Below are 13,728 nucleotides of genomic sequence, written 5' to 3'. Positions count from 1 at the left end.
TTTGCTGGGTGCAGACCTGATGGGTGATGTCGCTGGCAAACTTGACCACTTTGCACAGGCGGCCCTTGCTGTCGAAGATCGGGTTGTAGGAGGCCTCCAGAAAGACGGTCTGGCCTTGCTTGTTGACGCGTTCGAAGCGATGTGAATGGTACTCGCCACGGTTCAGAGAAGCCCAGAACTCGCGGTACTGGGCCGATTCGCGTTCTTGCGCCAGGCAGAACAGCCCGTGGTGGTGGCCAACCACTTCATCGAGGCGGTAGCCCATGGTGTCGAGAAAATTCTGGTTGGCCTTGATCACCCGGCCTTGTGGGGTGAACTCGATCACCGCCATGGAGCGGCTGATGGCCTTTAGCAGGCTTTCGCTCTCGTGCTCCAGCACCACCCGCTGGGTGATGTCAGATGCCACCTTGATTACGCTGGTGACTTGCCGTTGCTCGTCCAGCACTGGCATGTAGCTGGCTTCCAGCCAGACTTCGCGCCCCGCCTTGTCGATGCGCTCGAACGTACCGCTGATTGCCTTGCCCTGCCCCAACTCGCGCCACAGTTGCTGGTATTCGGCGCTTTTTGCATAGTCCGGCTCACAGAACAGCCGGTGGTGCTTACCTCGCAGCTCTTCGGCGCTGTAGCCCATGGCCTGGCAGAAGCGCTCGTTAGCGTCGAGAATAGTACCGTCAGGGGCGAACTCGATCATCGCCATGGAACGGCTGATAGCAGCCAGTTTGGCTTGCGCATCGGCCAGCGCCTGGCGGCTGCGCTGGATTTCTGCCAAATCAGACTTGCGATGGAAATCGAACATGACGCGGGGCTCCCTATGCGCGGTTTCTTGAGCATAGAACGCCGTTGGCAAGTCGTGGCATTTGTGGCGCCTCAGAGAGCCAGCGCCGCCCGCGCGGCGCATCGCGAGCAAGCTCGCTCCTACATTTGTTTCGGGCCAGTATCGCCTGCGCCTGCGCGCGCGACCGCCCTGTTTGTTCCCCGCGATATCGAGGTGAGCGCCAAGGGGACGTGCGCGTCTGCCCTAGGAATAATTGGCCTGAAACAAATGTAGGAGCGAGCTTGCTCGCGATGCGCCGCGCGGGCGGCGCTGGATCTACGCATCACCGTAAAAACCAAGGCAGGCACCTTGCCGCCCTGACACAAACTGTGCCTGCGCGCGCGACCGCCCTGTTTGTCCCCACGATATCGAGGTGAGCGCCAAGGGGACGTGCGCGTCTGCCCCAGGAATAATTGGCCCGAAACAAATGTAGGAGCGAGCTTGCTCGCGATGCGCCGCGCGGGCGGCGCTGGATCTACGCATCACCGTAAAAACCAAGGCAGGCACCTTGCCGCCCTGACACAAACGGGTATGGAACACCTCAGAAAAGCTTGACCGCCAACAGAGAATCTAAATCTACAGCGCCTGTCTTGAGGACGCGCCGACGCCTTGACGGTCGCTCTCAGGAGCTCTCGCGCACCATCAGCTCAAAGCCCAGATCCTGCTGCGCGTTCGTCACCCGCTTGCCATCCAGCAACGCCAGCAGCGCTTGCGCTGCGCCCCGCCCCACCGCAGCCCGTGGTGTGCGAATCGAGGTCAGCCGCGGCACCATATGCGCCGATGCCGGCAAATCGTTGAAACCGACCATCGCCACCTGACGTGGCACCTCCACCCCTTGACGCAAGGCCTGCAGCACCGCGCCTTGGGCCAGGTCGTCGTTACAGAAGAAAATGCCGTCGACATCCGGCGCCTGCTGCATCAGCTGGCTGAACAGCGCGCTGCCCAGGGCAATCGACGAAGGCTCCGGGGCCAACACCTCCAGCTCGGCGGCCTGCAAACCGGCCTCTGCCAATGCCTGACGGAATCCCTCGGCACGCTGCATCACCCTCGGGTCCAGCTGCGCGGCAATGAATGCAAGGCGCTTGCGCCCGCGTTCGATCAGGTGCCGTGCAGCAGCACGTCCGGCCTGATGCTGCGAGAAACCGACCGACAAAGCCCCTGGCTCGCCATTGAGCTCCATCATGTGCACACACGGCACGCCGCTGGCAGCCAGCATCTGCCGCGCAGCATCGCTACGCTCGAAACCGGTCAACAAAATGCCGCAGGGCTGATAGGCCAGATAATTGCGGATCAAGTTCTCTTCTTCGGCAAGGTCGTAGTGATAGTTGCCGATCAGCACCTCGAGCCCGCGCGGGCGCATGACCTCGTGAATGGCCTCCAGGGTGTCGATGAACAGTTGGTTGGACAACGACGGGATCAACACCACCACCGACTGGCTGCGCGCCGAGGCCAGCGCCCGGGCCGCCGGGTTGGCCACATAGCCGAGGCTAGCCGCCGCCGCGATGACCTTTTCCACCAGGTCAGGCGCAACCGTGCTGACCCCACGCAAGGCGCGCGAAGCGGTAATCGGGGAAACCCCGGAAAGCCTGGCAACTTCAGCCAGGGTGGGACGACCTGTAGTACGGGAGCCGGTGCGGGACATGAATGTTGTAATTTTACTACTTGCAAGGATAGGGAACGGCCACTAAGGTAGCGCTGTCTCAGGATGCAGGCAATGTAATCTTTGGTAGCAGCCACCACGCGCTTGCCACCAGGCGTCCATACTGCGTAAGGACAAGACCAATAACACCGGGGAGGTGTCTGTTCGTCAATGGCGAGACAGCGCTATCTCACCCGCAGGAGGTACTGATGAATTCTCCCCTGTCCGCCATTGTGGTGATGGGCGTGGCCGGTTGCGGCAAAAGCTGCATCGGCGCCGCCATCGCTGCCAAAAGCGGCGGCCGCCTGATCGAAGGCGACGCTTTCCACCCTGCCGAAAACATCCGCAAGATGAGTGCTGGCATCCCGCTGGATGACAGTGACCGTGCCGGCTGGCTGGTCCGCCTTGGTAAAGAGTTGCAAACCACCACCCAAGCCGGGGAACGCCCGATCCTGACCTGCTCGGCACTCAAGCGCCGCTACCGCGATACCCTGCGCGATGCCATGCCCGGGCTGGTGTTCGTGTTCCTCGAACTGTCGCCTGCCGAGGCTGAAAAACGCGTGCTGGCTCGCCCAGGACACTTCATGCCGGCCAGCCTCATCGACAGCCAGTTCGCTGCCCTGGAATCGCCACGTGGCGAGCCCCTGACACTTGCTCTGGACGCCACCCAACCGATCGAAGCACTGGCCGAAGCGGTGGACCGCTGGCTAAAGCGCTGCGGTGAGCCGGGCCTGGCGCAAACCGCCTGACCTCGGTGGTTTTTCCGTCTCACCCAAGACAGCGCTACCCCGACCCGTAAAGCGGGCAAAGACTCCAAAAAGCTACGCCCAAAACAACGATAAGACCGAGGCCTTCAAACCATGTTCGGACTGGCTACTGATACTTTCCTGCTGCTCGACGCGATGGTTACCATCGTCGGACTGATCCTGCTGATCACCCACTTCAAGGTTCACCCCTTCGTCGCCCTCACCCTCGCGGCCGGCTTCCTGGGCCTGACCTCCGGCATGCCGGTGGCCAAGGTCATGAAATCGTTCCAGGACGGTTTTGGCGGCGTACTCGGCTTCGTCGGTATCGTGCTCGCCCTGGGCACCATGCTCGGCAAGCTGATGGCCGACTCCGGGGGGGCCGACCAGATCGCGCAAACCCTCATCCGCGCCTTTGGCAAGAAGAACGTGCATTGGGCGATGATGTTCGCCGCCTTCCTGGTGGGCATCCCGCTGTTCTTCGAAATCGGCTTTGTGCTGCTGATTCCACTGGTATTCATCGTCGCCCGGCGCTCCGGCGTATCGCTGGTGAAGATCGGCATTCCGCTGCTGGCCGGCCTGTCGGTGGTGCACGGTCTGGTGCCACCACACCCGGGCCCCTTGCTGGCAATCGGCATTTTCCATGCTGACATTGGCAAGACCATCTTCTATGGTCTGCTCGTCGCACTACCCACCGCGATCATTGCCGGCCCTCTGTTCGGTAACTTCATCTCCCGCTACATCCCGGGCAACCCGTCCCAGGAACTGATGGACCAGATCGCCAAGGAGTCCGACCAGGGCAACCTGCCAAGCTTCAGCATCACCCTGATCACCGTGCTGCTACCAGTCGCGTTGATGCTGCTGAAAACGTTCGCCGACGTGGTGCTGCCTGCCGAGCACATCGTGCGCCAGTGGATGGACCTGATCGGCCACCCGATCACCGCCCTGCTCGCCGCCCTGCTGCTGGCCTTCTACACTTTCGGCTCGGCTCGCGGCTTCAATCGCCAGCAGATCATGAAGATGCTCGACCAGAGCCTGGCACCGACTGCCGCCATCGTGCTGATCGTCGGCGCTGGCGGTGGCTTCAAGCAAATGCTGGTGGACACCGGCGTAGGCAACGTGATCGGGCAGATGGCTGTGCAGGCAGAAATTTCGCCGATCATGCTGGCATGGCTGGTGGCGGCGGTGATTCGCATCGCGACCGGCTCCGCCACGGTCGCCACCATCACCGGCGCGGGTATCGTGGCGCCGGTGATCGACCTGGTGCCGGGGGTGAACCGTGAGCTGTTGGTACTGGCCACCGGTGCCGGCTCGCTGATCCTGTCCCATGTGAATGACGCCGGCTTCTGGCTGGTGAAACAGTACTTCAACATGACCGTGGCAGAAACCTTCAAGACCTGGAGCATGATGGAGACGATCCTGTCCATCGTCGGCATCATTTTCATCATGTTGCTGTCGCTGGTGGTGTGACCGTTGATCGGGGTAATGGCACCTTCACGTTTCGGGTAAGGCCAAAGGGAAGTATGAGCCCTACCCGTATAGCAAAGGAGCCTGCCATGCCCCGCTCAATCATCCTGTCGATTGCCCTGCTCGCCTCGCCGCTGGCTTTTGCTGTCGGCACAGGCCCGACCTACCCCGACGATCCGCACAATACAGCGCCACAGCCAGGCGTGGACAGCACCCTCAACCCGATCGAGAAGCCCTTGCCGCGGGATACCGACCCGCGCATACAGGGCAACGAACCACAAAGCCCGCCAGCCATGCAGAATGACAACCGCAATCTGCCGGGGATGGATGGCAGTGGGTCGGAAGGTACCGGCCGGCAAGGAGAAGGCAGCTCGGGCACAGGTAACCGTTGACGACCCTGCCTGTACTACCACTGACGCTTGTCGGGCCGGGTCAGACCCAGTTTTTCGATCCGGTAACGCAGCATATCCCGCGACAACCCCAGCATCCGCGCTGACTTGGTCACGTTCCAGTCGGTGCGGTCCAAGGTCTTGCAGACAAGGTCACGCTCCATGTCAGGCAGGCTTGTACCCGGTTCTGGTTCGTGCCGCGGCATTTCGAACATGGCCGCCATCGGCTGCTGCGCCAACGGCTCGTCAACCAAGGTCATGCACAGGTTCAACTGATGCGCCTGCACGACTTCGTTCGGCGCCAGCAACACGGTCTGCTCCAGCATGTTGCGCAATTCGCGCACATTGCCAGGCCAGCTATAACCGAGCATCAGGTTCTCAGCCTCGGCAGAAAAGCGCAGGTTTGGCTTGCCATAACGGCGGCTATGGTGGGCAAGGAAATGCCGCGCCAGTAGCAGTATGTCCTGGCCACGCGAATACAGGCGCGGCACCTTCAAGGCGATAATGCGAAGGCGGAAGAACAGGTCACGGCGGAACTTGCCCTGCTGCACCATTTGTTCCAGGTTACAGTTGGTGGCGCTGATCACCCGCAGATCGACCTTGCGCTCCTTCACAGCACCAATCCGGCGGATGCTGCGGTCTTCCAGCAACTTGAGCAGCTTGGCCTGCAGCACCAAGTCCATTTCGCCGATCTCGTCAAGGAACAAGGTGCCGCCATCGGCAGCCTCCACCAGTCCCACCCGGCGCTCCTTGGCATCGGTGAACGCGCCCTTCTCGTGGCCAAACAGTTCGGCCTCAAGCAGGTTGGCAGGGATCGAAGCGCAATTGAACTCGATGAACGGCCCTTTACTGCGCGAACCATCAAAATGCAGGGCGCGGGCCACCAGCTCCTTGCCGGTACCGGTCTCGCCTTCAATCAGCACCGGTGGCAGGTCTTCACTGGCCATGCGCCGCTCGGCATCGAGCACCTGGCGCAGGGTGTGCTTGAGGGTGAGCATCACCGGCGAGTCGCCGATCAATGCCTGCAACCCGGACTTCTGCGCCTCGCGCTCCTGGTAGAACGACAGCGTGCGTTCCATACGCTCGGTAGCCAGGGCCTTGTCCAGGGTCAGTTTGAGCTCGGCCAAAACCACCGGCTTGGTCAGGTAATGAAAGGCGCCCTCCTTCATCGCCTGCACGGCATCTTCTACATTGCCGTAGCCGGTCATCATGATCACTTTCAGGCCTGGCGCCTGGGCCACCAGGGTACGCAACAGGTCGTGCCCGCTCATGCCTGGCAACGAGTTGTCGGTCAGCACCGCGTCAGGCTGCGCCCGCTTGATCTGCTCCAGCGCCAGCTCTGCGCTGTGGCACACGATGACTTCGTAGCCCTTGAGGCTGAGGTAAGTGCGAATGTTGTCGGCAAGGATTTCATCATCCTCGACGACCAGGATGCTGTGCTCCATGTTCCCCTCCCGCTGCAATATTGAATGTAAGGCTGACGCGGGTTCCTTCCTCTTCGCGGCTGCTCAGGCTGACCGAGCCGCCAAAACGTTCCATGATGCGCTTGACCAGAGCCAGTCCTACGCCGAGGCCACCCTGTTTGGTCGTGAAGAACGGTTTGAACACCATCCGCTCCTGCTGTTGGCTCATGCCTTTGCCGGTGTCGGTCAGCACGAACTCGGCACGCAGGCCTTCTTGCACATTGACCTGGGCATTGAGCATCCCGCCAGCGGGCATGGCCTCCAGGGCGTTGGAGAACAGGCTGTTGAGAATCTGCGTGAGCTGCAGCGGCTGGCTGACCACCCACTGCACGTCAGGCCCTTCGAAATGGAAGCGCACGCCATTGCGTTCGATCTGCTGAGCGAAGGCCAGGTGGGTGTCCTCGATGGCCGCCACCAGGTCCACGGCCTCGGGTTCATCACTGGCCGGGCGCAACGACACCAGCAAGTCGCGCACCCAGCGCGACATGCGGTCGACCTGGCTGATGATGTCAGTGATGTTCTTCTGCGCAGCAGGGTTGGCGGTCTCCTGGGCAAGTTCGGCGCTGGAGAGGATATTGGCCAGCGGATTGCGCATGCTGTGAGCCACTGCCGACGACATTTCACCCAGCGCCACATAGGTTTCGCTCGCCACCAGCCGCTCTTGCTGCAGGCGCAGCATGTGCGCCGCCCGGCGCACGATCCAGAACAGCCCGAAGTAGATCAACGCCCCGCCCACCAAGGTAGAGGCCCAGATCAGCAAATAGCCGCGCTGGATGCGCCGGATCAGATCCTGCGGCTCCTTGTAGATTTCCACCATGGCCAGTACCTGCTCGCCCTGGCTGTCGAACAGCGGGATGTAATTCTCGATGAACAGGTAACGCGGTGCGCGCTGGAACTTCTGCTCTTCGCGATCCTCGGCGGCCTTGTGATAACTGGCCGACACCGCCTTGCGCGAGTGAAAAGCGCGCTCAAGATCACCATCATCTCCTATTCGCTTGCCGATCAGCTCGACGTTGGTGGACCAGACAATGGTGCGGTCGCGGGCGTAGACATTGGCCAGCAAGGTATCCGGCAGGTGTTTGACATGATCGAGGAACTCGACCCGGGTCGCTTCGGCCAACGCCGGGGTGAACTGCAGGTGCTGCAGATCCAACTGCGGGTCCAGCAACTCGCCCATAGTGGTGCCCGGCGGCAATTGCGAATGGCGCACTTCGGCCTGGGCCATTGCCTGAATGAACTGCGCGGTGAGCATGGCATCGCGCTGCACGCTGTCGCGCACCACGAAGCGCGTCGAGACGTAACCCAGCCCACCGGCCACCGTGGTGATGATTAACAGGCTGATCACCGAAAACCAGCGCAGCAGGTTGAATTCACGCAAGGGTACGGCCAGCCCGCTGGCGGTCGCATTGGCCTTTTCGGGCGCTTCGTTTTCCAGCATCTGCATCGCGTAGTTCCCGCGCAGGGCGTACGTTCAGAACTGCATCAAGGCCAATGGCAGTAGCCAATGGTTAGCAATCCACCCGGCAGTCGCAGCTGCCCTTTGTCGTGTGTCGCGCTTCACAAATTACGCTGCAAAAACTCAGCCAGCAGGACTATTACCTATTAAAACTGTTATTTATCAGTAAGTTGAAAGAACTTTCTAGATTAATTTTGAGGAGTCTTCCCCACATTTGGGTGATTTTGACCCAAAACGCTATTAGCTTTTATATCAAAATCTTACATCCCTTTATTAATGTGTCTTGGTGCTTTCAGGTCAGTCGGAAACTTAACGAAACCCTCGTGCCATGGCCCTCGCTGCTGCTGAGCCGAACCGTACCGCCGAAGCGTTCCATGATGCGCTTCACCAGCACCAGCCCCACCCCCAGCCCACCTGGTTTGGTCGTGAAGAATGGTCGGAAGGCCATTCGCTGCTGCTCGTCGTTCATGCCATTGCCATTGTCGGACAAGCGCAAGGTCAGGCTGCGCCGGTTGTGACGTACCACTTCGATACGCAACCGCCCGCCCTGCTCCATCGCTTCCAAGGCATTGGCGATCAGGCTACTGAATACCTGGCGCAGTAATACCGGGTGCCCCAACACCTGCACGGCCGGTAAGGGTTGCAGGTCCAGGCTTACTCCGCTGCGCGCCAGCGGCACAGCGTAGGTCTGCAGGGCCTCCTCCAGCGCCTGCGGCAAGTCCACCGCCAACGCCTCGTCGTTCAGCGGGCGCAGTGACTGCAGCATCTGGCGGATCCACTGCGACATGCGATCGACCTGGCTGATGATGTCGTTGACCTGGCTCTGCGCCGGGCCTTCGTCGAACGCCTGGGCCAGTTCGGCACTTGAGCGGATGCTGGCCAGCGGGTTGCGCAGGCTATGGGCCACTGCCGACGACACCTCACCCAGTGCCACGTAGGTTTCGCTGCTGATCAGCCGCTTTTGCTGCACCGCCAGCAGCCGCGCGGCGCGGTGCATGATGCCGTACAGGCCGACATAGACCAGAGCAGCGCCGACGGTGATGGCCAACCAGATCAGGATCAGGCCACGCTCGATGCGTACGATCAGGTCATGGGGTTCCTTGTAAATCTCGACCATCGCTGTGACCTGATCGCCATCGGCATCGAACAGCGGAATGTAGTTCTCGATGAATAGCTGCTTGGGCGGGGTGATGAACTTCTGCTCGGTGCGGGCCTGTTCGAAATTGTGGTAGCTGGCCGAAACCCGCATCTTGTACTCGAAAGCCCGATTCAAGTCTTCGTCGCCTTCAATCAGCTTGCCGATCAGTGCCGGGTTGGTGGACCAGATCACTGTATGGTCCAAAGCATAAATATTGGCCAGCAGAATATCGGGCAGGTGAGCGATATGGTCAAGGAACTCGCCACGGGCCATGCGCCGGGCTTCCGGGTCGACCTCGGGCAAGTTGTTGCGGTCGGTGCGCGGATCGAGCAGTTCGCCCATGGTCCGCACATTGGGGATCGACACATGGCGCACTTCGGCATCGGCGATGGAGGTGATGAACTGTGCGGTGAGTAACGCATCACGCTCGACACTCTCGTCGATGATGAAGCGGCTGGAAATCAGCCCCAGCCCGGCCGCCACCGAGAGAATGATGGCTAGACTGACCCAGGCATACCAGCGCAGCAGGTTGAACGGCTTGCGCGGGACGGCCAACTCGCTACCGGCAGGCACGTCAATAGTGTCGGAACGAGGGGCGACGTCCATAACGGACACCTCAGTTGGGCACCTTTAGAAGGTTATAGCCCAGACTTGGGGAATCCATGGTATTAAATTGATGGCATCCGCCGAAGGGTATTGATCCCCTCCTCACTTCACCCTACCCGATACAGCCGAAGGTGGCGCTGCCCCTGTGGAATACGGGAGCTGCAAGCCAGGTGTTACAAGGGCGAATCATCAGTCAACCCTTGCAACTTGCGATATTCGCGCAGCACCGTGGGCACATAGCGCCGGGTCTCGGCAAACGGCGGCACGGCACCGCGCCGCAATACAGCATCCGGGCCGGCGTTGTAGGCCGCCACAGCCAAGGTGATGTCATTGTCGAACAGGGTAAGCATTTGCTTGAGGTAGCGTGCCCCGCCTTGCACATTGTCTTCAGGGTCCAGCCGGTCTTGCACCCCCATCTCGCGGGCGGTATCCGGCATCAGTTGCATCAACCCCACTGCCCCCGCCCGCGAACGGGCTTTGGGGTTGTAGCCGGACTCGGCCTTGATCACCGCGTGCAGCAGCGCCGGCGGCACGTTGTGGATGCGCGCAGCCGTGGCGACGACCTCGGCGTAAGGGCGGCCAGTGATCATCTGCGCCTTGACCGGCCCACCCTGGGACAGCGGCTCGTTGATCACCTTCTCATAGTGGCGCCCTGGTCGATGGACATTGGTCAACACGTAGCCACCCTTGGCATCGATTGAGATGTACACATCGGCCTGGGCAGCACCTGCCGCCAGCCAGATCAAACCGAGGATGAGTCCACGCATGCCGGTCGCCTCTTCGTCGTGGCCCCGATGTGGGGGAAATGCCCCGGAAAACCCGAGGACAGTCACCACGACGCAAGCACTGTGCCGCTTCCTGTGCCCCATGGCGCAAGGCCCCGGGGCAGACGTGCACGGCTGTTGCATGGTGCATGTCAACGCTTGTCCCCATAGCAGTGGAGGGCTTCACCATGCAGCGCAGAACCAACCCGCAACGTGGCTTCACTCTGCTTGAACTCCTGGTGGTACTGGTGGTACTCGGCCTGCTGGCCGGCATCGTCGCGCCCAAGTACTTCAGTCAGCTAGGCCGCTCCGAGGCCAAGGTTGCGCGGGCGCAAATCGAGGGGCTGAGCAAGGCCCTGGACTTGTACCGCCTGGAGGTCGGCCACTACCCCAACAGCGAACAAGGCTTGCAGGCACTGGTGGTCGCCCCCAGTGGCGAGGCTCGCTGGACCGGCCCGTACCTGCAGAAGGCCGTGCCGCAAGACCCGTGGGGCCGCCCGTATATCTACCGGCAACCCGGCGAGAACGGCGGTGAGTACGACCTGCTGTCGATGGGCAAGGACGGCCAGCCGGGTGGCGATGGGGAAAACGCCGAAATTACCAGCTGGCAGTAAGGAGAGCGGCCATGCGCTACAGCCTCAAGGCCCTGGGTAGGCAGGGCGTGGTGCAGTTGCAGATCGATGCCGAGGACGCGGACCAGGCCCGCCGCCAGGCCGAAGACCAAGGCCTGCGTGTGCTCAGCCTGCGCAGCAGCGGCGGCGCCTTGCGCGGCATGGCCTGGCGGCGTGAAGCGGCGTTCGACTTGGTGCTGTTCAGCCAGGAACTGTCAACCTTGCTCAATGCCGGCCTGCCGCTGATCGACGCACTGGAAAGCCTGGCGGAGAAGAGCCCGGCAGCGACAGCGCGCAAGGTGCTCGCCGAGCTGGTACGCCAGTTGTACGAGGGCCGCTCGCTGTCCCAGGCACTGGGCCAGCAACCGCGTGTATTCCCGCCGTTGTATGTGGCGCTGGTGCAGTCCAGTGAACGCACCGGCGCCCTGGGCGATGCCCTCACCCGCTATATCAGCTATCGCCAGCGCCTGGACCTGGTCCGACAGAAGCTGGTGGGTGCCTCGGTCTACCCGTTGCTGCTGTTGCTGGTGGGGGGTGGGGTGGTGCTGTTCCTGCTCGGCTATGTGGTGCCGCGTTTCAGCCAAGTGTTCGAGGGCATGGGCACCGAACTACCCTGGTTGTCACGGGTACTGATGCAGGTCGGCCTGTTTCTGCATGCCCAGCAAGCGCCCCTGGCGCTGGGCAGCGTCGGTGGGGTCGCGGCGCTTTGGCTGCTGCGTAGGCACCCGCGTGTACGGTACTGGGCCTCCTGCCAACTGCGGCGCCTGCCAGCACTGCACCAGCGCCTGATGATGTACGAGCTGGCGCGCTTCTATCGCTCGCTGGGCATCCTGCTGCAAGGCGGCATTCCCATCCTCACCGCCATGGGCATGGCCCGCGGCCTGCTCGGCAACGCAGCAGCGCAGGGCCTGGAGCAGGCCTGCCAGCGGGTGGGCGAAGGGCTGCCGCTCTCCGATGCACTGGCGGCCGGGCACCTGGTGACGCCGGTTTCACTGCGCCTGCTGAGGGCTGGCGAGCAGTCCGGCAACCTGGGCGAGATGCTGGAGCGCTGCGCCGATTTCCATGACCAGGAAATCGGCCGCTGGGTGGAATGGTTCGTCAAACTGTTCGAGCCGTTGCTGATGACCTTCATCGGCCTGCTGATCGGCCTGATCGTGATCCTCATGTACATGCCGATTTTCGAGCTGGCCTCAAGCATTCACTGAATGGCCAGGCCCAGGTTTTCGCGTAAAGGGATGCCTGCACAGGCAGTGCGCTTCGCCCAACCATGGCCGTCATCGATAATTGATCCCCACCTATCATTCAGCGTGATATTAACCTTCGCCCCGTTCGATTCGTACCTCACGCGCAACACACTCACACTCCGCCCACTACTAATACATTGGCGGAGTTCTCCATGGAACAATCACTCAAACCCTTGCGCTTCCCCCTCGCTGCCCTGGCAGTGGTGGTGATCAGCGCTTGCGGTCGAACCCCCGACGCCGTGCAGGCGCCCGCCGCGCCGAAGGTAAGCGTGGCCAAGGTGATCGAGCAACCGATCACCGAATGGGACGAGTTCACCGGCCGCCTCGAAGCCCCCGAAACCGTCGAAGTGCGCCCGCGGGTCTCCGGCCAGATCGACCGGGTGGCCTTCACTGAAGGCGCCCAGGTCAAAAAAGGCGACCTGCTGTTCCAGATCGACCCGCGCCCGTTCCAGGCAGAAGTACGCCGCCTCGAAGCCCAGTTGCAACAGGCCAAGGCCACCGCCATCCGCAGCGCCAATGAAGCCCGCCGCGGCGAGCGCCTGCGTGACAGCAACGCCATTTCCGCCGAACTGGCCGAATCGCGCAGCAGTGCTGCCGCCGAAGCCCGTGCCGGCGTCGATGCGATCCAGGCCCAGCTCGACCTGGCGCGCCTGAACCTCAGCTTTACCCGCGTCACTGCGCCCATCAGTGGCCGTGTCAGCCGCGCCGAGTTCACCGCCGGCAACATCGTCACCGCCGATGTCACCCCGCTGACCAGCGTGGTATCCACCGACAAAGTCTACGCCTACTTCGACGCCGACGAGCGCGTGTACCTCAAGTACACCCAGCTGGCCCGTGAAGGCCAGCGTGGCCAGAGCACCCCGGTATACCTGGGGCTGACCAACGAAAGCGGCAACCCGCACCTGGGCCACATGAACTTCGTCGACAATCAGGTCAATCCGCGCACTGGCACCATCCGGGGTCGCGCGGTATTCGACAACACCGACGGCGAGTTCACACCAGGCTTGTATGCGCGTCTGAAACTGGTCGGCAGCGCCCAGTACGACGCCATGCTGATCAACGACGAAGCCGTGGGTACCGACCTTGGCAAGAAGTTCGTGCTGGTGATGGGCAAGGACAACAAAGCCACCTACCGCACCGTGGAACTGGGGCCGAAACTTGAAGGCTTGCGCATCGTCCGCAGCGGCCTGGACAAGGGCGAACGCATCGTGGTGAAGGGCCTGCAGCGCGTGCGCCCTGGTTCGCCGGTAACCCCGGAGGAAACACCGATGGCCAGCGAGCAAACCCTCGCCGCTCTTGCACGGCAGCGTCAGGCCCTAGAGGCCAGCAACCCGGCGCCGAAAATGGCGGGCAATAACGTGAAAGTCGCCGGCGCCCAGGCGCCACGCGGTTAA

The 13,728-nt window shown here is 62.0% G+C and carries 11 protein-coding genes and 1 pseudogene; 6 read left to right on the top strand and 6 right to left on the bottom strand.

Annotated elements, in window-relative coordinates; genetic code table 11:
- Nucleotides 1-13: 13 nt before the first annotated feature.
- Nucleotides 14-796 (bottom strand): annotated as a pseudogene (locus AC3B5Q_RS12875) (PAS domain-containing protein); the annotation flags it as partial.
- Between the two features lie 640 nt (nucleotides 797-1,436).
- Nucleotides 1,437-2,456 carry a transcriptional regulator GnuR gene (gene gnuR, locus AC3B5Q_RS12870; RefSeq protein ID WP_021782988.1) on the bottom strand — a complete coding sequence of 340 codons (1,020 nt, stop codon included), beginning with the start codon at nucleotides 2,454-2,456 and terminating at the stop codon, nucleotides 1,437-1,439.
- Between the two features lie 206 nt (nucleotides 2,457-2,662).
- Here gnuR and AC3B5Q_RS12865 point away from each other — a divergent pair, with 206 nt between their 5' ends.
- From AC3B5Q_RS12865 to AC3B5Q_RS12855, 3 genes are all read left to right on the top strand, one after another.
- Nucleotides 2,663-3,202, top strand: coding sequence for a gluconokinase (locus tag AC3B5Q_RS12865; protein WP_103444464.1), 540 nt, complete (start codon nucleotides 2,663-2,665; stop codon nucleotides 3,200-3,202).
- 111 nt (nucleotides 3,203-3,313) lie between these two features.
- Complete coding sequence (locus tag AC3B5Q_RS12860; protein WP_021782986.1) at nucleotides 3,314-4,666, top strand: GntP family permease; 1,353 nt, start codon at nucleotides 3,314-3,316, stop codon at nucleotides 4,664-4,666.
- Between the two features lie 86 nt (nucleotides 4,667-4,752).
- Nucleotides 4,753-5,055, top strand: a complete 303-nt coding sequence (locus AC3B5Q_RS12855; protein ID WP_021782985.1) for a hypothetical protein — start codon at nucleotides 4,753-4,755, stop codon at nucleotides 5,053-5,055.
- A 14-nt stretch (nucleotides 5,056-5,069) separates the two neighbouring features.
- Here AC3B5Q_RS12855 and AC3B5Q_RS12850 read toward each other — a convergent pair whose 3' ends face one another.
- The 4 genes from AC3B5Q_RS12850 to AC3B5Q_RS12835 form a co-directional block, all read right to left on the bottom strand.
- Entirely contained in the window at nucleotides 5,070-6,497 is a 1,428-nt protein-coding gene (locus AC3B5Q_RS12850; RefSeq protein ID WP_488393116.1) for a sigma-54-dependent transcriptional regulator, read from the bottom strand.
- Entirely contained in the window at nucleotides 6,466-7,959 is a 1,494-nt protein-coding gene (locus AC3B5Q_RS12845; RefSeq protein WP_021782983.1) for a sensor histidine kinase, read from the bottom strand. The genes AC3B5Q_RS12850 and AC3B5Q_RS12845 overlap by 32 nt, the downstream gene beginning before the upstream one ends.
- A gap of 304 nt (nucleotides 7,960-8,263) precedes the next feature.
- Nucleotides 8,264-9,715 (bottom strand): sensor histidine kinase, encoded by a 1,452-nt coding sequence (locus tag AC3B5Q_RS12840; RefSeq protein ID WP_021782982.1) that lies wholly within the window; start codon nucleotides 9,713-9,715, stop codon nucleotides 8,264-8,266.
- A gap of 173 nt (nucleotides 9,716-9,888) precedes the next feature.
- The gene (locus AC3B5Q_RS12835; protein WP_021782981.1) at nucleotides 9,889-10,482 is read right to left on the bottom strand and encodes a lytic transglycosylase domain-containing protein; all 594 of its coding nucleotides are present in this window, start codon (nucleotides 10,480-10,482) and stop codon (nucleotides 9,889-9,891) included.
- Between the two features lie 185 nt (nucleotides 10,483-10,667).
- Between AC3B5Q_RS12835 and gspG the strand changes: the two genes are divergently transcribed.
- The 3 genes from gspG (at nucleotide 10,668) to mexE (ending at nucleotide 13,728) form a co-directional block, all read left to right on the top strand.
- Nucleotides 10,668-11,093 (top strand): type II secretion system major pseudopilin GspG, encoded by a 426-nt coding sequence (gspG, locus tag AC3B5Q_RS12830; protein WP_003253843.1) that lies wholly within the window; start codon nucleotides 10,668-10,670, stop codon nucleotides 11,091-11,093.
- A gap of 11 nt (nucleotides 11,094-11,104) precedes the next feature.
- Nucleotides 11,105-12,295: a type II secretion system F family protein gene (locus tag AC3B5Q_RS12825; RefSeq protein WP_021782980.1), complete on the top strand. Its 1,191-nt coding sequence runs from the start codon at nucleotides 11,105-11,107 to the stop codon at nucleotides 12,293-12,295.
- Nucleotides 12,296-12,486: 191 nt separating this feature from the next.
- Complete coding sequence (gene mexE, locus AC3B5Q_RS12820) at nucleotides 12,487-13,728, top strand: multidrug efflux RND transporter periplasmic adaptor subunit MexE (protein ID WP_103469713.1); 1,242 nt, start codon at nucleotides 12,487-12,489, stop codon at nucleotides 13,726-13,728.

The organism is Pseudomonas sp. D5(2026), assembly GCF_057766845.1.
The sequence above is the reverse complement of the archived record's forward strand: the minus strand, read 5'-3'. Positions and strand labels throughout refer to the sequence as shown.

Bases quoted from the DNA above. Each gene is read 5' to 3' on its own strand.
- AC3B5Q_RS12845 (WP_021782983.1), bottom strand. From the start codon at position 7,959: ATGCAGATGCTGGAAAACGAAGCGCCCGAAAAGGCCAATGCGACCGCC.
- mexE (WP_103469713.1), top strand. From the start codon at position 12,487: ATGGAACAATCACTCAAACCCTTGCGCTTCCCCCTCGCTGCCCTGGCA.
- AC3B5Q_RS12860 (WP_021782986.1), top strand. From the start codon at position 3,314: ATGTTCGGACTGGCTACTGATACTTTCCTGCTGCTCGACGCGATGGTT.
- AC3B5Q_RS12855 (WP_021782985.1), top strand. From the start codon at position 4,753: ATGCCCCGCTCAATCATCCTGTCGATTGCCCTGCTCGCCTCGCCGCTG.
- AC3B5Q_RS12850 (WP_488393116.1), bottom strand. From the start codon at position 6,497: ATGGAGCACAGCATCCTGGTCGTCGAGGATGATGAAATCCTTGCCGAC.
- AC3B5Q_RS12865 (WP_103444464.1), top strand. From the start codon at position 2,663: ATGAATTCTCCCCTGTCCGCCATTGTGGTGATGGGCGTGGCCGGTTGC.
- gnuR (WP_021782988.1), bottom strand. From the start codon at position 2,456: ATGTCCCGCACCGGCTCCCGTACTACAGGTCGTCCCACCCTGGCTGAA.
- gspG (WP_003253843.1), top strand. From the start codon at position 10,668: ATGCAGCGCAGAACCAACCCGCAACGTGGCTTCACTCTGCTTGAACTC.
- AC3B5Q_RS12835 (WP_021782981.1), bottom strand. From the start codon at position 10,482: ATGCGTGGACTCATCCTCGGTTTGATCTGGCTGGCGGCAGGTGCTGCC.
- AC3B5Q_RS12840 (WP_021782982.1), bottom strand. From the start codon at position 9,715: ATGGACGTCGCCCCTCGTTCCGACACTATTGACGTGCCTGCCGGTAGC.
- AC3B5Q_RS12825 (WP_021782980.1), top strand. From the start codon at position 11,105: ATGCGCTACAGCCTCAAGGCCCTGGGTAGGCAGGGCGTGGTGCAGTTG.